This is a genomic window from Halobacillus sp. AWH4_228 (assembly GCF_056158365.1).
On the sequence record NZ_JBSWTE010000001.1, the window covers coordinates 3,234,326 to 3,252,416 of the forward strand.

Genomic DNA, 18,091 nt, shown 5'->3' on the forward strand with positions numbered 1-18,091 from the left:
CCTCCTTGAGTATTTTAAACGCCTACGGGCATGGATACTTCGAGATGGCACACAAAATCTTTCTGTTCAACAGCAGCCTTATCATAAGACTCGAGTTCAGGTTGTGTCAGATTGATCATGTTCTTCATTTGTTCAGAAGAATAGTTGACTACGCCTAAGCCGATTTCTTCACCATCCAGATCATGGATTCGTACGACAGCACCTTTTTCAAAGCGCCCTGTGACATGGTGAACATTGGCCGGCATCAAGCTCTGTTTCATGTCGACAACCGTTTCTTTTGCACGGTGGTCAATGATTACTGTGCCCTCCGGTCCGGAGTTAAAAGCAATCCACTGTTTCTTCTGATCGAGGTTCTCAGCATCAGTCGTAATTTCAAAGTACGTACCTACAGCATCCCCGTAAACCGCATCATAGACGATGTTCGGTGTATTAGCCTTTCCTAGGAAAGAAGCGATACCGGAAGCCATGGAAATTTTGAAGGCATCAATTTTCGATTTCATGCCGCCTGTTCCGACCGCACTTCCCGGATCACCTGCTGCAGCTTCGATTTCAGGGGTAATCTCGTGGACTTTATCAAGCAGTTTTGCATCGGAGTTTTTTCTAGGATCAGCATCATAAAGGCCATCAATATCTGAAAGGATAATCAGCTGATCAGCATCGACAAGGCCGGCGACCTTCGCTGAAAGGGTGTCGTTATCTCCGAACTTCAGTCTGTCGATCGTAATCGTGTCATTTTCGTTTACAATAGGGATAATTCCGCGTTCTAGTAGGACATTGATGGTGTTACGTGCGTTGTTGTAGCGGTTTTCATCAGAGAAATCACTGCGCGTGATGAGGATTTGGGATCCCATATACCCATGGGATAGGAATAGATCAGAGTACGATTCCATGAGCAGACCCTGACCGATGGATGCGGCTGCCTGTTTTTCCGGCAGGGTGCTCGGACGCTCCAGGCATCCCAGTTTCCGGTAACCCGCGGCTACCGCGCCTGAGGAGACAAGGAGGACTTCATGGCCGTCGTCCTTCAAACGGACAACTTCATCGACAAGTTTTTCGAGTTTACGACGGCTGATTTCACCGTGCGCACTGGTTAATGAACTGCTTCCAATTTTAATAACGATTCGTTTCTTAGTTTGACTCAACATATCACTCCTGTTTAACAATTTTGCGTCTGTCAGCTGTATTTATCTACTGCCTACGAGAAGTCCTTCAAGTTCTGCACTCAATTCTTTGGATCGGGAAGCGGCACCGCGTACGGCTTCTGAAATCGCCTGACCTCCGCCGCTGGCTGCAAGCGCATCGAGTCCTGCTGCCGTTGTACCATTCGGTGAAGTTACGTTCTCCCGCAGTTCTGCCGGGGATTCATCACGTTCCAACATCATTTTGGCGGCACCAAGCAGTGTCTGTGCTCCAATTTCACGAAGCGTTTCCGGATCCATCCCTTCTGAACGGCCCGTTTCTTCGATATGCTCCATCAAATAATAAAAGTACGCAGGTCCACTTCCAGCGATTCCAGTGAAGACGTCCATTTTCTCTTCTTCTATGACGAAGACTTCACCGATTGAACGAAGCAGAGCTTTCGTAACTTCGACCTTCTCCATGTCTGCGAACTGCCCGGGGCACACGGCCGTGGCTGATTCACGAAGCATGCTGGAAGTATTCGGCATCACACGGACCACCTGCTGGCGGTCATTCAGACGATCTTCCATATAAGAAGTAGAAATACCGGCAAGAACAGATACAAGAACTTGGTCCGGGGTCAATTTATTTTTCAAGTCTTCCAAAACAGCGTCAATATCTTTCGGCTTCATTGCCAGAATGAACTGATCCACTTCAGCGAAATTCAATTCATCTTTTAATACTGTACGGACGCCGTATTTATATTGAATGTGGTTTAAACGTTCCTGATTACTTCGGTTGGTTACAATGATCTGTTCAGCTGGAATATTACCCGACTCCACCATTCCTGAAATCATCGCCTCTGCCATAGATCCTGCACCTAGAAAAGCAATCGTTTGTTTAATCATTTGGGTTAATCTCTCCCGTTCGCATTTTTGTTCGCTTTTTCTCTAAGACGTTTTTCATCATAACACTGGCAAAAACAGATTCAAGGGCTTTTCTACAAGTCGGGTCTATATTCGTCAATTAGTCCGTGTAAACGGTTTCAAAGAGAGATATTTCGCAGTCATCGCTTCTCATCGGAAATAATCTCGTCTCATGGATGTATTTGCGGCTTGAATTTTTAAGAAATGCTCGACAAAACCGAATTGTTGGAATAATCATTCATTTTTTCATTCCCCACTCATCTGAAAAACCGCCCTCCCTTTTTCATGCATAAAAAAAGCTGCTTCTGGTCAAAGGACCAGAAGCAGGCATTCAGCTTTCGTTTATAAAATGATTTAATTTAGCGAGCTGCTGATTGAGTTCACCGATCGGCACGAAGCGGGCTTTCCGGAAGAGCTCTTTTCCTTCCGAATAGACAAGAACGGCCGGTACAGTCATCACAGAGTAATGACCGGCAACCTGGGGTACTTCATCTGCATTCACATGGCGGGCTTGTATGCTTGGATAATCAGCCAGCAGATCCTCCACTTGAGGTAGAAGACCATGACAAACGGAGCAGCCCGGTCTGGATACATAAACAATCGAGAGCATTTCCTCATTTACAAAAGCATCTAAATCTTCAATGGAGTGTATAGAATCCATTTGTCTCACCTCGAGTTCATTATATCAGCTTCTAAACCAAAATTCCTTCCACGCGCCTCTTCCTACTGAAGACGGCGAGGGAAAGGCTGCTCATGATGTTTGTTTTCGACTTCCTTAAACAAATCCTCACCGGACGGGCTTTCTGAGGAAGGCTGGACCGCTTGATCCGGATGCAGCTTGGAAGCCAGCAGATGCAGCTGCTGCTTTAAGTCTTCCACGTCCTGCTTGGTCGCAGGCTGCTTCCTTTCTTTCAGCTCAAAGCCGAGCTGGCCGTTGGGTTCAAGAGTGGCCGATTTCAAATCCTGAATACAGGACACATTCGACTGCCGGAGCTTCATTTCCAATTGGTCCACAGTGAAACGCAGCTTCTTCAAGTTTTTTTCATTCAGCTGGCCATTTTCAATAATCGAGACAGACCTCCCCGTTAAAAACTTCTCCATAAAATCAAGTTTCACCTGGGAATATTCCATCGCCATCAAAGTTAAGACAAGCACACCGCCAACACCAAATGTAACCCAGATGTTCTCTCCTGCGACAGGCTGGATCAGCAGCGACCCAATGGCAATCATGATGACGGTCTGGGACAAGGTCATCTGCGAGATTGACTTCCGACCGGCGATACGAAGAATAATCGTACCTGCGAGGATGATTAAAACAGCTTTCCATATCCAATCCATAAAAGACACCTCGTTTCCATACGAAGGCAGAAGAACCGATGTATAACCCGAACCAGCTCCTCAAAACCGTCCGTTTATGTACCCCATCGTTTCCTATATCCTTCATACGTTGTCCTGAACGGATGAAAATATCCCCCTCCACGGCAGGATTGCGGAGATAAAAAAAGCTTGTAGAAAAACAAGGTTTCTCTACAAGCAGAACATCGTTCCCCTATTCTTTGTTCCGATAAAGCTTCCAATAGCTGTAGTCGTGGACAGCGGTCCCTGCATAGCCGGGATGGCCGGAAAAGCTTTGGTTCAACCCGTTCAACTCCTGTTCCATCTGACCGGGTGAGCTGTCGTAGAAAGTCGTATAACTGCCTTCATCCGTCTTGATGACATTCACAGCAATAACCACCGATTTATCTTGATTCGCTGCCTGTTCGATGAGGGGGGAAGCAATATGTTTAATCCCGTTACGTCCTTCCGTATAATCCCTGTAAGCCATAATCGTCATAGAATCCAGTTGAGACAGCATCCACGAGCTGAGCGATCCACTTTCCTCCGGCACTTGTAAATCATTCACCCAAAACGGAAAATCTCCACTCAATTGAAGATCCTGGCCTGTTTTTTCCACTTCTTGTCTTAAGAATGTGACATTATCCATCCATTGAGTTATGACTTCATCCCTGTCCGCATCCCACTCGGGCAGAAGGTAAGGCTCAATATCCATATGGATCCCTTTGAATCCTGCTTCACTTGGAACGTCTTGATTATAATCCTTGACCGAGGATATAAAGGCAGCAAGACTATCCTGATGTTTGTCCAGCGCCCAGTTGGGATCACCACCAAGGGCATACACTTGGATATTATGAGCGGAAGCTTCTTCTATAAACGCCTCTACACGCTCCCTGTCGAATCCTTTAATACTGATGTGCAGATAGATTAAATTCACTTCCTGCTCTTCAGCGAAAGCGATATTTTCCTCTATGCTTCCTTCCATCTCGTCCAAATCCCAGATCCAGGTAGCCTTCACTTTTGATGGTTGACTCATGTATATGCCCACCCCAATGATGAGAAGAAACAGCATCACTGATCCGATGATGCTGTTTCTTCGGGAGAATTTTCGTTTAAAGAAAGACCTTTCACCATTGAAAGGTCTTTCCTTCTGTAATTTAGTTAACATAGGGCAGAGAACTGATATCATTTGTTCTTGAGAAATTTTTCACTTTTGTACGATCCGCTGCTTGATAATTCTCCAGATCCACATCCGGACCAATGATGCAGTTCGTTCCTATTTTCGTTTTCCCTCTTAAATGCGTCCTCGGTTCAATCACCGTATCGATGCCGATGGTCACGTCAGCACCTATGTAAGTAGAGAAGGGATCAATAATCGTTACCCCATTTTCCATATGAAATTCAATGATGCGTTTCTGTAAAATTTTCTCCGCCTTCGCAAGCTGGGTTCGATCATTAATGCCGAGTCCTTCGTCAACGTCCGGCATACGGGCTGCTGAGATTCGCTCCCCTTTTTGCTGCAGGACCTCAATGACATCCGGCAGATAATATTCCCCCTGCTCATTGTCCGTTGACACAAGATCCAAAGCTTCAAATAACAGCCCGTTATCGAAACAGAAAATACCCGAATTCACCTCGTTGACGGAACGCTCCTGCTCGGAAGCATCCTTTTCTTCAACAATCCGTTCCACCTGTCCCTGCTCATTACGAATAATCCTTCCATAGCCCGCGGGGTCATCCGGCTGCATCGTCAGAATCGTAGCAGCTGCGTTTGTCTCCTGATGGAGTTCCAGACAATCGGCTAACGTTCCGCTGGATATGAGCGGCGTATCTCCTGTAATGATCAGCGTGCTGCCTTCACGATGACCCAGCTGTTCATGAGACATTTTCACGGCATGAGCTGTGCCGAGCTGTTCCGCTTGATAAGCATACTCTACGGTCGAACCCAGCTGTTCCTGTATTCGTTCACTCTGATGACCCACAACGGTAACGATCTCATCGATGGAAAGCTGCTTCAGCTGATCAATGACATGTTCCACCATAGGTTTTCCACAAACCTTATGAAGAACTTTCGGAAGATCGGATTTCATCCTTGTTCCTTTGCCAGCAGCTAATACTACAGCAAACGTTTCACTCATTTTTCTTCCCCCATTCGTAGTTATTCCTCGATCGGCTGGATGATTGGTCTTAACTGCTCCATCACCTCATCAATAATCTGACGGTCCGTTTGGATGCTTTCGTTCTCCACCTTTTCATAAACCCCAAGCATCAGCCCTTTTAAATTACTTTTATTCAGTTTTGTCTGCTGCCGTTCCATGACCTCCATCATTTGGATACCTACTCGACCGTAACGCTCTTCGCAAGGTTTCTTGGTTTGTCGACGTCGTTACCAAGAGCGAGCGATGTATAATAAGCGATCAATTGTAAAGGAACGACTGTCAGCAGCGGTGTCAGAATGGATGGAGTGTTCGGAATATAGCACGTTTCATCTACATACTCCCATATATCCAGATTCCCTTCTTCTGCGACCCCCAGCACCTGCGCTCCACGGGCTTTTACTTCCTTGACATTCCCGAGCATTTTCTCACTCACTTCATCTTGTGTAATGAGAGCAATGACTGGTGTCCCTTCTTCGATCAAGGCCAGCGTTCCGTGCTTCAATTCCCCTGCTGCATAAGCTTCCGAATGAATATAGGAGATTTCCTTCAGTTTCAACGATCCTTCCAACGCAACCGCATGATCCAGTCCCCGGCCGAGGAAAAAGACACTTTTGGCATCTTTGATGGAATCACTGTACCAGCGGATTCCCTGAGAGTGCTCCAGCATGTCCTCGATTTTCTCCGGCAGTTCGATGATGGACTCAATCAGCTGCTTGTAGTTTTGTTCGGTGATGGTTTGTTTGCTTTCAGCAAGATACAGACCTAATAGGTAGAATGACAGCACTTGTGTGGTGTACGCTTTTGTAGAAGCTACAGCAATCTCCGGACCGGCCATTGTCAAAATCACTTCATCTGCTTCACGGGCGATGGAGCTTCCGACAACGTTCGTTATGGCCAGAACATTCGCTCCAAGGTGTTGACTTTGACGCAGCGCGGCCAGAGTATCTGCTGTTTCTCCAGATTGACTGACAACAATGACCAATGTCTTCTCGTCTACGATCGGGCGTCGATAGCGGAATTCCGAAGCCACTTCAACATCGACTGGAATACGTGTCAGTTCCTCGATTACATGCTTACCGATCAACCCTGCATGATAAGCTGTCCCACAGGCTACAATCGTAATTTTGTTCCATTGCTGAATGGTTTCAGGTGACCACTGCAGTTCCTCGAAGTCCACACGTTTCGCTTCCTGATCAAGACGACCGGTCATCGTTTTCCGAAGTGCCGTCGGCTGTTCGAAGATCTCTTTCAGCATAAAGTGATCATACCCATTTTTCTCAGCCTGTTCCATATCCCAGTCCACTCGGAAAATATCGCGTGTCAATTCCTTTCCTGTCTCCGTTTCCATCAACGTGACACCTTCTTTTGAAAGGATTGCCATCTCGCCGTCTTCCAAAATATAAACATCACGTGTATGTTCCAGCAGAGCGGGGATGTCGGAGCTGATCAGGGATTCTCCATCGCCGGATCCGATGATGAGGGGACTGGCTTCACGCACAGCATACAACCGCTCTGGATCATGCTCAGAAACTATTCCAAGCGCGTAGGCTCCTTCCAGTCTATCCACCACTTTCTGGATGGTCGATACTATTTCTCCATCATATAAATGAGAGAATAAGTGGGAAATCACTTCGGAATCCGTTTCAGAAGTAAAGGAATAGCCTTCCTCCTTCATTTCCCGCTTAATTTCCATATAGTTCTCAATAATGCCGTTATGGACGACAGCAAATTTGGATTGCTCATCCAGATGCGGGTGGGAATTCTCATCGGAAGGGCGTCCGTGTGTAGCCCATCGGGTATGACCGATTCCGATCGACCCAGAAAGCGGAGCCCCCTCCAATTTTTCTTCCAACACTTCGAGTCTTCCTTTAGACTTCTCATGCTGAAGGGTTTCCCCGTTGTTCAATGCGATACCAACAGAGTCATAGCCGCGATATTCCAGCTTACGCAGTCCTTCTGTTAATACACGCTGTGTTTCTTTATCTCCAACATATCCCATGATTCCGCACATTGTCGTTCATCCCCTTTATAATAAGTAGTTTTTAAGCTTTCTTTGATTGATTACAGAGCAATGGATTCGTGCTGTTTCTTGTTCACTTTCGAAGCCGTTCCAAGTTTATGAATGTGTGGTTGATCGAAGGCTTGGAAAGCGTTCCTTGTATCTACAATCGGAACTCCTAATTCCGCCAGTTCATGATAATCAAAGTCACTGTGATTCGTGACCATGACAAGGCAGTCGTACTCTTTCAGCTGTTCTTTATCATAAGGAACCGAGTGGACGACGTCACCATCATCATCCAGGAAGCTGTGGGCATGGGGATCGTGATACTCCACCTTCGCTCCGTTTTCTTTATATAGTTCATAGAGATACAGCCCCGGTGATTCACGAAGATCACTGATATTCGGTTTATAGGCCATACCGAGAATAAGGATTTTAGAATCATTGATGGACTTCCCATGAATGTTCAATACCTGTGACGTCTTTCCAACGACAACGTCCGGCATGTTGCTGTTGATCGACTGGGCCAGATCGATGAACTTACTATAGAAGCGGAATCCTTTGGCTTTCCAGGACAAGTACATCGGATCCAGAGGGATACAGTGACCGCCGATTCCAGGTCCCGGTTGGAACTTCATAAAGCCGAATGGTTTCGTTGCCGCTGCATCAATCACTTCCCACACATCGATATCCATACGTTCACACATCATTGCAATCTCATTGACAAAAGCAATATTGACGCTTCGGAACGTATTTTCTAGAAGCTTGGACATCTCTGCAACTTTGGGTGACGTAACAGGAACAACGTTTGGAATGTAATTTCTGTAGAGAAGCCCTCCGACTGTATTACATTTTTCTGTCATGCCGCCCATAACTTTCGGCATGTTATGCGTGTTGAAGGACTGGTTCCCTGGATCCACGCGCTCAGGTGAATAACAAAGGAAGATATCTTCGCCTTCGACGTATCCCATACGATTGAATTCTTTCAAAATCAGTTCTTCGGTCGTCCCCGGATATGTGGTGCTTTCCAGCGTCACGAGCATTCCTTTTTTCATAAAGGGCTTCATGCTGTTGATCACGCCTGTAATATAGGAAGTATCCGGATCCTGGTTCTCACTTAATGGGGTAGGGACACAAATGCTGACCGCATCAAGGTCTTTGACAACTTCATAGTCACTTGTTGGAAAGAACCGATCTGTGGCAAGCGCCTGCTGCAAATCCTCATCCGCAATATCGTTGATGTAGGAATGCCCTTCACGCAGCGACTGAATCTTCTTCTGATCCAAATCGATGCCACATACGTTGAATCCTGACTTCACCATTTCGACAGCCAGTGGCAGCCCGACATACCCCATACCGACAACTCCGATATTTGCTTTCTTCATTTCAATCTTCTGAGACAGCTGTTCAAAATATCCCATTCCTGATCCCTCTCTTTTATAAGATTTATTTAGAAACGCTCACGAGTCTTTTCATCCGTGCTTCAAGCTCTACAAGTGAAAAGGGCTTGGTCATATAATCGGAGACACCATAATCAAACGTGCGCCTCACATCTTCTTCCAATTGTTTATTTGTAAGAACTATGATCGCTGTCGACTTTTTGGAGGCTTCGTCGATGTTCTTGATTTGATTGATGAACTGATAGCCTCCCAGAGCGGACAGATTGATTTCCGTAATGACGAGATCCGGCAGGACATTTTGATAGACATCCACGCCCGTTTTCCCGTCTTCTGCTGTATGGACGACATAACCTTTTCCCTGCAGGTAGTTTGTCAATAACTGAACTAAGCTTTGATCACTATCAACAAGCAGCACGGATTTCGTTGATGGACCCTTTTCCTTCTGTCCTTGATAAACATGGATATCGTTCGTTTCGTGGTTTCCATCAATGATTCTCCAAAGCATGTCAAACATCATTTGTTCTGCGTGGTCGCTGTTTTCAGGAAAGCTCCCCACCCATAAATCTCCGGTGAGCTGGCGGTTCCGGCTTAACACATCTTTCACGTGCAGCGATAGAAAATGGGTATACGCCAAGGCACAGCCATCAAGCAGGATGCCAAGAATCTTCTCCTGTGGATCGTAACTGACTTGAAAGGCGGTACCCGGCTCTTCCTTTTCCAAATACGCTTCCATTTCCCCGACCTCTGCTTCATTCATATCTGCACGGGCCAGAATGATCCCGCACTTTAATTGGCTGCTCTGATAATAGTGAAGAAAATGATTGAACGATTGAATGATCCGGGAACCAATATGAGTCGCTGCCATTTTCCACCCTCCTTTTTTCGTTCGGTTATGCGGCCTTTTCCTTGTCTTCGTCTTCGTCTTCATTCCAACTGGTTCGTACCATCGTTCCCCAGGAGTTGTTTTTCCGCATAAAGTCGATGTGACCGAGGAACCTCCATAAAATCCCCAGCTGACGGTATCCGAAGAACATCAAAACCGTGTACAAAATCATCTTGAAATAATCGCGGACTCTCGGGTAGCGCTGAAAGGCCATTTCCTCCAAAAGCAGCGAACCTAAGCCAAGCAGTGTTCCGTACAGAACATTAATCAGCATGAAGATTCCCATGAGCTTCCATCCGGTCATGTCCATGAAGCTGTAACCGAGAATGGCGAGAAAACCTGTAATTCGGAAATAAGGGCTCAAAGTTTCAAAAATAATGTTATATGGGATCGTTAACATACCCATGATCTTGTATTTCGGACGCATGAACATGAAGCGCCCTTCTTCAATCATATTTTTCAAATTTCCACGGCCCCAGCGTTTCCGCTGACTGCCGAGAATCTTGAACGTGTCGGGAGCCTGCGTCCAACAGACTGCATCCGGACAAAAATCGATTTTGTAGGGAAGCTTGTGATCCAGCATGTAGCGGTGAAGTTTTATGATAATGTTCATATCCTCCCCAGGGTAACCCCCGCGGTAGCCTCCGACTTTTACAACGTATTCTTTCTTAAAGACACCGAAAGCACCGGAAACGATAATCAGTCCATTGACGTCACTCCAGCCGATCCGTCCGCCTAGAAACGCTTTTAAGTACTCTACGGTCTGGAACATCGGCAGTAATTTTTTCGGAAGATTGACCTGCTTCACCATCCCGTTTTGGATACGGCAGCCGTTGGCAATCCGCACGTTCCCACCAATCGCCACATTCTCCTCAGGATTTTCCATATACTTTCTGGCAATCCGGATCAGCGCATCTTCTTCGAGTAAAGAATCCGCATCGATCGATGAGATCAGTGAGTAATTCGATAAGTTGATGCCGGCATTCAGGGAATCTGCTTTTCCACCATTCTCTTTATCTACAAGATAGAGAGTTGGATAATCCGGATTGTAGTAAACCCCTTTGACCTCAGCTGTAGCAATCGTATCTTTGATCATATTCGGGGGATGATATTTTAATTGGAACTCCTCGATTAAGGTATCGAGGGTTTTGTCTCCCGATCCGTCATTCACCACAATCACTTCAAACTCCGGGTAATGGAGGGCCAGCAGGGATCTGACATTTTCCTTGATAGTCAGCTCTTCATTGAAAGCTGGAACAAGGATAGATATGGGCGGGACATGTTTGGATCCGGACAGGGCCTCATACTTTGAGTAGAAGGTTTCCTTCATAATTCCTAGTATTCTCCGGAAGGAAAATAAGATAATTCCGAAGTAAATGGTGTTGATCGTAACTACGTAATACATGGCAAAAATTCCATAGAACAGCAGGATCTCTCTCATTCTTCATCCTCCTTCCTTACATGACGTTTGTTAATGCCTGGTGATTTTCAAAATACTTCTTGTACAGAAACTCTTTATGGTTGTGACTCATGATGTCCTCGACATGGGAAGATGGGGAGGTTGACTGCTTCAAATTTTCTTCGATGAATTCCATGGCCACGGCCCTTCCATGCTCACTTCCATCTCCAACAGCCAATTGGCACAGGGCTTCAAACCCTTCGTCTCCCATACGGACTAGACTCGCTGCACTCGCACGAGCGACCATCCAGTTTACATCTTCCAGCCGGGTGGATAACAAGGGAATGTATTGAATGAGACCAGATCTCCCAATCCATTCAGCAAAAAGTCTGCGGACCTCCCAGTCCGGGAAAGCAAGATAAAATTGAACATCCTCTTCAGATAAGTCAACCGAGGAAATCAGCAGTTTAGCTGCGTTCATACGAATGTCACGATCATCCGATTTCGTCAGTTCCTGAATACGGTCAGGCAGATCAGCCTTCACGCTGTTCTGAAGACCAATAAGCCCGAGCTTCACATATTTGGGATCCTTTTCATGCAGGAATGTGATAAATAACTGTGTTAAATCAAGTTCAGATTCCTTTGTGATGTCTGCTGTCAAATGAACATCCTGCTTCCCATTCTCAATAAGGAAACGGAGCAGATCGCCCATCTCACTTAACTGTGTGGCCGTTTGGGCAGCCGCCCGTGCATAAATGAAGGAGGAAGAATCCACACGCTTCTTATACAGCAGGGAAAGCAGAGAGGATGTGGCTTCAGGTGCCCTCAATGCTCCAAGGTGATACGCGGCATCCAACCGGACAAGCGGCCGATGACTGCCCAACCGCTTTAAATTGTGTTCGACCAGCCCGAGATCCCCGCACAGCCTTAACAGCCCCTGCCGGTAAATCCCATCCAGCTGATTGATCCATTGGACAAGCTCGCTCTGCAGCACTCGTCGTTCAAAGGTTGTCAGAGAGCCGCCGGGGGGTCTTAACCGGTCTTCTTCTCCTAAGTGCATTTGTACATATTCCAGATAATCTTTATGTCGAACCAGACATTGCGCTCTCCGCTTTTCTACACGTTTTTTATTCCATTTCAAACTTAACGTCGCCATAATGAATGCGGTCATGAGAATGAGTAAAACCCCAATCATGTAGTAAGCGATTTGAACGTTGATATACATGGAGAACCTCCTTCCTTATTGTTCCAATCCCTGTAAGGCTTCTTTCATCATGTAATAGCTCGCCTTTCTTTTTTCTTCATACGCTGTTTCCTGCCATTCCTTCCATTCGTAGATCGGGTACGGCTCTGTAGAAACTGAGCTGCTTAACCCACGGATTTCCTCTGATTCTTTATCATAGATCCAGGGGAGGAGGCGGATGCCATCCACCGTCTCTTTAGGAAGATCCCCTTCCATCTGCTCAGAAGAAGGATAACCGACCGCCTTTTTTGTACTCGGATCTGAGAACCCTAACAGTCCCCAGGGGATTTTCATCTCCAGCACACGGCCTTTGATTTCCCAGTCGGCCTCTGCCTGATTCACAAGGGAAGCGCGGTCCATCTGTCCCACCTCTACGGCTTCAAATGGAATTTCCTCTTTTGTCAAAGGATGCCTCAATGGTAGACTGACAGCCATTTTCCAAGGTTGGAAGGTTCCCTCCTGACCGCTGCCGGAAGCTTCTTCATAGAGACGCGTATGGAAATCATAGGTGGATTCGATCAACACTTCACTTTTTTCCCATGCACTGAGACGTATCATCGTCTCCAGTCCTTCTTCCAGTTGGATGCCGTGGAGGTGTTGAGGAGGATCTGTTCCTCCCTCCACACTATCGACACCTACATAAACAGACTGCTTCTCCAAGTCGATGTCCTCTGGTAATCGCGCGGAAATGTACACATACCCTTCGTCATGGGTCACATTCAAATCAGTGAGCGGTGCAGAGATTTTCTCCACGTCTTCCTTCTCCAGTTCCTGCCAATCCTTGAGATCACCATCAATCTCCACATCATCAGCTTTTTCCGGGTACATGCCTAAAACACCGTAGGATTGTTCAGCAGATAACGTGTTATACCAGAACGCCTCCCTGTGATCTGTACTCAAAGGCATGGCATTCCACGTTTTCTTAAACCACTCATCCTGCCAGGTGAAAAGCAGAGCCCCCGAGAATTCTTCGTTGTATATATGGTGAAGCTGATCGACAGCATGTTTTCCCTGCTCTTGTTCACTATGTCCGCCCTGATCCCGGCCTAAAGGACCATTGTGAGCACTTCCTCTGGATGAAGGAACTCCGAATTCACTGATCATGACAGGCAGTCCTTCATGATAATCTTTCAAATCTTTCAAGTATCCGAGGTATGTATCTACCTTTCCATCTTCATTTTTTACGTCATCGTACTCATCGGTGAACCTTAAAAAGTCCGGATAGTACGGGTAAGCGTGATACGAAGCAAAATAGCCGGCAGCCCAGTTCGTTTCCTCAATATGTGTGGGATCGACACTCACCATATCCTCTCTTTTCTGGGGTTCCTGCGGATGCTCCAGAGGATCGGTTGTCATCCAATTGGTAAAGGTCATCGGATGCTGCCACCCTCTTTCACTTTCCTGCTCTGCTGTGTAATCCAAAAGTTCAGCTAACCAGCTTTCAAAGGGGGAGGCATCTTCGGTGGTTCCAAAATATGTGCCACTGAAAGCTGGATCATCGCTGTGTTTATCATTAGTCTGTTGAACAAGATCAGGATTCCATTCCGTTCCAATATGCCAGGCAGCCAAATAAGGGCCGGCATACGCCGTATAGTTCCCGCTTGCTTTCCCATCCTGCTCAGGTATCCGGATGTCTCCATAAACCGCTCCTGCAGCATGATCAATCTCTTGCTTAAAAGCCTGCAGCACACGGTTGGATAAAGCATCTCCCGTGTCATCCATGATATTCACCGGAGACCAGACCCCCTGCATGAAATAAAGAGGATCCCCTTGGGTATCTTCGTTGTATTCCACCAGCGCTTCGTAGAAAACAGGAGGATGGATCGTATAAATCCGAATCGTGTTCACTCCCATTTCATCAATCATTTCAAACCAGCGGAGGTAGTCGTCTTTAGAAATGGGAAGTTCTCCCGGGAAATGGCCGGGCAAAGTGGCTCCCATATTTATCCCTTTAATAAAAAGCGGTGACCAGCTTTCATCCTGATAGACTTCGAATTGCTCGCCCTGCGTACGAAATGTCAGCTGGCTCCCATTTTGGAGCTGTTCGCTTTCCGTCATCTTTGTTGATCCCACTAAAAACCAACTGCCAGCCACTGTTATAAAAAAGAGAACAGCGAGCCCTTTCCCCTTCCATCTCATTTATCCCCCTCCTTCAAATTTTGCTTTAGGGAAAATTTTTTTAGTGTTGCAAACTTAATGTAGAGCGTTTAGATTGTTAGTGTATTGCCTCGCTACGTTTATAACGCTAACACGGGGGTCCGGACACTTCATCGAAAACCCAGTTTCGGAACAGCGAATTTCTATTTCGGAACCCTCCGCAAAAATCCGACAAAATCCGCGCCCTTTTTATCAGGGGGTCGGGCTTCGGATTCAGAAGCGGGGATAGATGAACCGCTTTCAAAAATACCTGGTTCATCAGTTGCGGGACCCCCGGATAAAGAGAAAGAAACAGAAGGGTACGTTTGGCAGAAATCTGGTTAAAAACTCATCACTTACACACTTGGAGGTAAACAATGAATCGAATCCTATGTCTATCTTTAATGCTCACCGCTCTCTCGCTCCCTCTCTTTGGCTTTTCAGAGTCAGAAGAATACAAGAGGGCCATGTGGGTGGAAAAAACGGAACTCGGCGAAGAACAAGAATCCATTCTGGAGACCGCCGGGCAGAACAGCATCAATGTTTTATATCTGAAAGGAATAGAAGAGGATCCACAGGTAACGGCAGACTTCATTCAGGAAGCAGACAGCAAAGGGATCGAGGTCCATGCCCTTGGCGGAGAACCTTCATGGGCCCTGGGGGAAAATCAGGGGAGATATGATGCTTTTGTGGATGAGGTAATGGAATACAACCAATCCGTCTCATCGGACCAGCAGTTTGCTGGTATTCATTTCAAAGTCCAGCCCCAATACTTGGAGGAATGGTATGACGACCAGCCCCGGGTCCTTCGTGAATGGAAAGCGAATATCACAGCAGGGATTCAATCGGTCCCGGAAGACAGGGCACTTGAAATCAGTCATTCCATCCCTTTTTGGTTGGATGAAATGGAAACACCCGGACAGTCTGACGTTCCTTTTCATGAATGGGTGATTCAACAATTTGACCATACGACCATTCTTGCCTTCCGGGATACGCTGGAAACGACCAATGGAATCGAAGCCTTGACCGAGAATGAATTAGAGGCCGCAGACCAGGCAGGACGACAGATCCTCATCGGCATAACGACAGCAGAAACAGGGAGGAATTGGACGACCTTTTATGAAGAGGGACCGGAGAGTATGCATATGCACCTCGATCTGATAGATAAACACCTTGGGGAGCACAGTTCCTATGCGGGTTATGCCATCGATGATTATGCGAATCTAAAACAGCAGGAGGAAACACCTTCCGAAGAGGACATGGAAAAAGAACAGAAGCGAGGAACATACGTATGGGAAGCGGAAACCCTTATCAATGAAAAAGATAAAATCCTGGATTTCGCAAAAGAAAACAATATTAATCTGCTCTATACACGTCTGGATCTATCCCAGCCCTACAGCGCCTATTCCCACTTCGTGGAAGCCGCGGATGCAGCCGGAATCGAAGTACATGCCATGGGTGGACACCCTTCCTGGGCCTTGAAGGAAGAAGAACACCGGATTTTAAAACTTGTGGATTATGTGAAATCCTACAATCAGGAGGTAAACGAAAACCAGTCCTTTGATGGCATCCACCTGGATATCGAGCCTTATGTAGAACCATCATGGTCCACCGATCAGGCATCTGTATTGAAACAATGGATGGGCAACTTGGAACGCTTTGTACAAGAAACAAAAGAAGACTCGGACTTGGAGGCCAGTATGGACATGGCCATGTGGTTTGATGATATAGAAACCCCGGGATCCCCGGAAACGCCTTTTAATGAATGGGTAATCGAATTGATGGATCACACCTCAGTTATGGCCTTCCGTGATCAAGCAGAGGGCATCATTCAAGCTGCTGAGAATGAAGTCAATTTTTCTGAAGAGCTTGGAAAAGATCTTCTTATTTCCGTAGAAATCAAAGAAAATCCTTCCCACCCACATATTTCGTTCTATGAGGAAGGAAAAGAGGTCATGGAGAATCAGCTTTCCCTCGTTGATGAGGCATTCCGTTCCTATTCCTCTTACCAGGGCTATACTGTCCATGCCTATCGATATTGGGACGATGCCAAAGAATAAGTGAAGGATGCAGTTGAAGATTCGTCCGAGCATCTAAGCGACCTCGGGAAAAAAGACAGGCTGTGAAAAATAAAAGGGGGATCTTCTATGTAATAGAAGATCCCCCAGCTTGTAGAGAACCCCCGTGTTCTTCTGCAAGCTTTTTTTGTGCAGTTCGTGCGGGCGAATACCACTCGCTTTCCGCGGACGAACGCCCGAGCCTCCTCGTGAAAACCCACACTGCGGGGTCTCGGGTCGCCCGTTTTTCCGCAGGAGTCTCCTGGTATTCGCCCGCCCTTCACCGAAAAAGACTCTCCTTCACCTATCTCACCCTGGATAGGTGAAGGGCAGTCTTTTTCATGTTTTGGCAGGCCGCCGTCAGTAACGCTTGTTCGCGTACATTCTTTTTCCGCGCAAGCGACAATAACGCAGCCCGTGCCGTTCTTTTGAATCTGCAAACCTGCTTAGGGCACACCCTCTCTCCTATCTATTCTAACCCGGCACGAGGAGCTTTCATTGGTGAAGGATGCGGGAACAGCAGGGGCTGAAGAACCACTTGGGCAGGCGGCCTCCCTGACCAAGTCAGCGGAGGGCGTACCCGCGGCATTCATTTACCGATAAGCGGAAAGTGACCCTTCATACAACAAATGGACAACTCTAACTGGTAAACACAGGCTTTTTCTACAGCCAAAGGGGGATCTTCTATATATAGAAGATCCCCCTAAACTACGCCCATAGGTTTATAGATGACGCTTCTTGAGCTGATTCAATCCATATCATCCGTGATAATCCCCCACTGCTTGGATTTCAACACAGCTTCCGCTCTTGTCTTTACCTGCAGTTTTTTGAAGATTTCCGTTAAGTTGTATTCAATCGTTCGTGGACTCTTAAAATAAATCTGAGCGATTTCCCTGTTGCTTTTCCCCTTGGCAACCTCTTTGAGGATTTCCTGTTCTTTGGACGTAACGGAAACGTCACGATCCGGCAGCTCATGTTCAGGCATTTCTTCAACACGGACCTCATTTTTTCTTAGTTGTTCGAGAAGGGAGACGGGAACGATTGCTTTCCCCTTCACCCCGTAACGGATCGCTTCAATCAATTCTTCCCGCGGAGCCGTCTTGCTGATGAACCCCGAAGCTCCAGACTCCACTAATGTATTGAAATAAGGACCTACATCGTGACCTGTATAGATGAGTACCGGCGAAGTATGTCCTTCAGCCCGTACATGTTTGGTCAGCTCAATGCCATTCATCCCTTTCATACGCAGATCGAACAGCAGAATTGAAAAGCTCTGCTCCCTTAAGATTTCCAAAGCTTTCCCAGGACTGTCTGCAATGGTTACAACCATATCACTCTCTCTTTCAATGATTAATTTGGACCCTTCACCAATAGCCGGATGATCATCCACCAATAATATCGAAACCATCAAACCTCTCCTCTTCTCCAACCTTTT

Annotated in this window: 15 protein-coding genes and 1 pseudogene; 1 reads left to right on the plus strand and 15 read right to left on the minus strand. The window is 46.6% G+C overall.

Going from position 1 to position 18,091, the window contains the following annotated elements:
* Positions 1-14 precede the first annotated feature (14 nt).
* From proB to ACXADP_RS16945, 13 genes are all read right to left on the minus strand, one after another.
* Positions 15-1,145, minus strand: coding sequence for a glutamate 5-kinase (proB, locus tag ACXADP_RS16885; RefSeq protein WP_027956205.1), 1,131 nt, complete (start codon positions 1,143-1,145; stop codon positions 15-17).
* A gap of 39 nt (positions 1,146-1,184) precedes the next feature.
* Entirely contained in the window at positions 1,185-2,027 is an 843-nt protein-coding gene (proC, locus tag ACXADP_RS16890) for a pyrroline-5-carboxylate reductase (RefSeq protein WP_474967553.1), read from the minus strand.
* 349 nt (positions 2,028-2,376) lie between these two features.
* Positions 2,377-2,706 carry a thioredoxin family protein gene (locus tag ACXADP_RS16895; RefSeq protein ID WP_474967552.1) on the minus strand — a complete coding sequence of 110 codons (330 nt, stop codon included), beginning with the start codon at positions 2,704-2,706 and terminating at the stop codon, positions 2,377-2,379.
* Between the two features lie 62 nt (positions 2,707-2,768).
* Complete coding sequence (locus tag ACXADP_RS16900) at positions 2,769-3,383, minus strand: DUF421 domain-containing protein (protein ID WP_474967551.1); 615 nt, start codon at positions 3,381-3,383, stop codon at positions 2,769-2,771.
* A gap of 211 nt (positions 3,384-3,594) precedes the next feature.
* Positions 3,595-4,416, minus strand: a complete 822-nt coding sequence (locus ACXADP_RS16905) for a hypothetical protein (RefSeq protein ID WP_474971968.1) — start codon at positions 4,414-4,416, stop codon at positions 3,595-3,597.
* Between the two features lie 121 nt (positions 4,417-4,537).
* A complete protein-coding gene (gene glmU / locus ACXADP_RS16910) occupies positions 4,538-5,518 on the minus strand; it encodes a bifunctional UDP-N-acetylglucosamine diphosphorylase/glucosamine-1-phosphate N-acetyltransferase GlmU (RefSeq protein WP_474967549.1) in 981 nt (326 codons plus the stop codon).
* Positions 5,519-5,538: 20 nt separating this feature from the next.
* Complete coding sequence (locus ACXADP_RS16915; RefSeq protein WP_474967548.1) at positions 5,539-5,709, minus strand: hypothetical protein; 171 nt, start codon at positions 5,707-5,709, stop codon at positions 5,539-5,541.
* 8 nt (positions 5,710-5,717) lie between these two features.
* Positions 5,718-7,550: a glutamine--fructose-6-phosphate transaminase (isomerizing) gene (gene glmS / locus ACXADP_RS16920; RefSeq protein WP_474971969.1), complete on the minus strand. Its 1,833-nt coding sequence runs from the start codon at positions 7,548-7,550 to the stop codon at positions 5,718-5,720.
* 50 nt (positions 7,551-7,600) lie between these two features.
* Entirely contained in the window at positions 7,601-8,959 is a 1,359-nt protein-coding gene (locus tag ACXADP_RS16925) for a nucleotide sugar dehydrogenase (protein WP_474967546.1), read from the minus strand.
* 25 nt (positions 8,960-8,984) lie between these two features.
* Positions 8,985-9,803, minus strand: coding sequence for a response regulator transcription factor (locus ACXADP_RS16930; RefSeq protein WP_474967545.1), 819 nt, complete (start codon positions 9,801-9,803; stop codon positions 8,985-8,987).
* Positions 9,804-9,828: 25 nt separating this feature from the next.
* Positions 9,829-11,262 carry a glycosyltransferase family 2 protein gene (locus ACXADP_RS16935; protein WP_474971970.1) on the minus strand — a complete coding sequence of 478 codons (1,434 nt, stop codon included), beginning with the start codon at positions 11,260-11,262 and terminating at the stop codon, positions 9,829-9,831.
* Positions 11,263-11,278: 16 nt separating this feature from the next.
* Positions 11,279-12,445: a HEAT repeat domain-containing protein gene (locus tag ACXADP_RS16940; protein ID WP_474971971.1), complete on the minus strand. Its 1,167-nt coding sequence runs from the start codon at positions 12,443-12,445 to the stop codon at positions 11,279-11,281.
* 15 nt (positions 12,446-12,460) lie between these two features.
* Complete coding sequence (locus tag ACXADP_RS16945) at positions 12,461-14,602, minus strand: hypothetical protein (RefSeq protein WP_474971972.1); 2,142 nt, start codon at positions 14,600-14,602, stop codon at positions 12,461-12,463.
* Positions 14,603-15,072: 470 nt separating this feature from the next.
* Between ACXADP_RS16945 and ACXADP_RS16950 the strand changes: the two genes are divergently transcribed.
* A complete protein-coding gene (locus ACXADP_RS16950) occupies positions 15,073-16,659 on the plus strand; it encodes a hypothetical protein (protein WP_474971973.1) in 1,587 nt (528 codons plus the stop codon).
* A 301-nt stretch (positions 16,660-16,960) separates the two neighbouring features.
* Here ACXADP_RS16950 and ACXADP_RS16955 read toward each other — a convergent pair.
* Positions 16,961-17,097, minus strand: a pseudogene (locus ACXADP_RS16955) (transposase); the annotation flags it as partial.
* 307 nt (positions 17,098-17,404) lie between these two features.
* Entirely contained in the window at positions 17,405-18,064 is a 660-nt protein-coding gene (locus ACXADP_RS16960; RefSeq protein WP_474967540.1) for a response regulator transcription factor, read from the minus strand.
* Positions 18,065-18,091: the final 27 nt, after the last annotated feature.

What these genes read in the sequence shown, in the direction of transcription:
- glmS (WP_474971969.1), bottom strand. Translation starts at nt 7,550, where the DNA reads ATGTGCGGAATCATGGGATATGTTGGAGATAAAGAAACACAGCGTGTA.
- proB (WP_027956205.1), bottom strand. Translation starts at nt 1,145, where the DNA reads ATGTTGAGTCAAACTAAGAAACGAATCGTTATTAAAATTGGAAGCAGT.
- glmU (WP_474967549.1), bottom strand. Translation starts at nt 5,518, where the DNA reads ATGAGTGAAACGTTTGCTGTAGTATTAGCTGCTGGCAAAGGAACAAGG.
- proC (WP_474967553.1), bottom strand. Translation starts at nt 2,027, where the DNA reads ATGATTAAACAAACGATTGCTTTTCTAGGTGCAGGATCTATGGCAGAG.
- ACXADP_RS16945 (WP_474971972.1), bottom strand. Translation starts at nt 14,602, where the DNA reads ATGAGATGGAAGGGGAAAGGGCTCGCTGTTCTCTTTTTTATAACAGTG.
- ACXADP_RS16900 (WP_474967551.1), bottom strand. Translation starts at nt 3,383, where the DNA reads ATGGATTGGATATGGAAAGCTGTTTTAATCATCCTCGCAGGTACGATT.
- ACXADP_RS16925 (WP_474967546.1), bottom strand. Translation starts at nt 8,959, where the DNA reads ATGGGATATTTTGAACAGCTGTCTCAGAAGATTGAAATGAAGAAAGCA.
- ACXADP_RS16915 (WP_474967548.1), bottom strand. Translation starts at nt 5,709, where the DNA reads ATGATGGAGGTCATGGAACGGCAGCAGACAAAACTGAATAAAAGTAAT.
- ACXADP_RS16940 (WP_474971971.1), bottom strand. Translation starts at nt 12,445, where the DNA reads ATGTATATCAACGTTCAAATCGCTTACTACATGATTGGGGTTTTACTC.
- ACXADP_RS16930 (WP_474967545.1), bottom strand. Translation starts at nt 9,803, where the DNA reads ATGGCAGCGACTCATATTGGTTCCCGGATCATTCAATCGTTCAATCAT.
- ACXADP_RS16905 (WP_474971968.1), bottom strand. Translation starts at nt 4,416, where the DNA reads ATGAGTCAACCATCAAAAGTGAAGGCTACCTGGATCTGGGATTTGGAC.
- ACXADP_RS16895 (WP_474967552.1), bottom strand. Translation starts at nt 2,706, where the DNA reads ATGGATTCTATACACTCCATTGAAGATTTAGATGCTTTTGTAAATGAG.
- ACXADP_RS16935 (WP_474971970.1), bottom strand. Translation starts at nt 11,262, where the DNA reads ATGAGAGAGATCCTGCTGTTCTATGGAATTTTTGCCATGTATTACGTA.
- ACXADP_RS16960 (WP_474967540.1), bottom strand. Translation starts at nt 18,064, where the DNA reads ATGGTTTCGATATTATTGGTGGATGATCATCCGGCTATTGGTGAAGGG.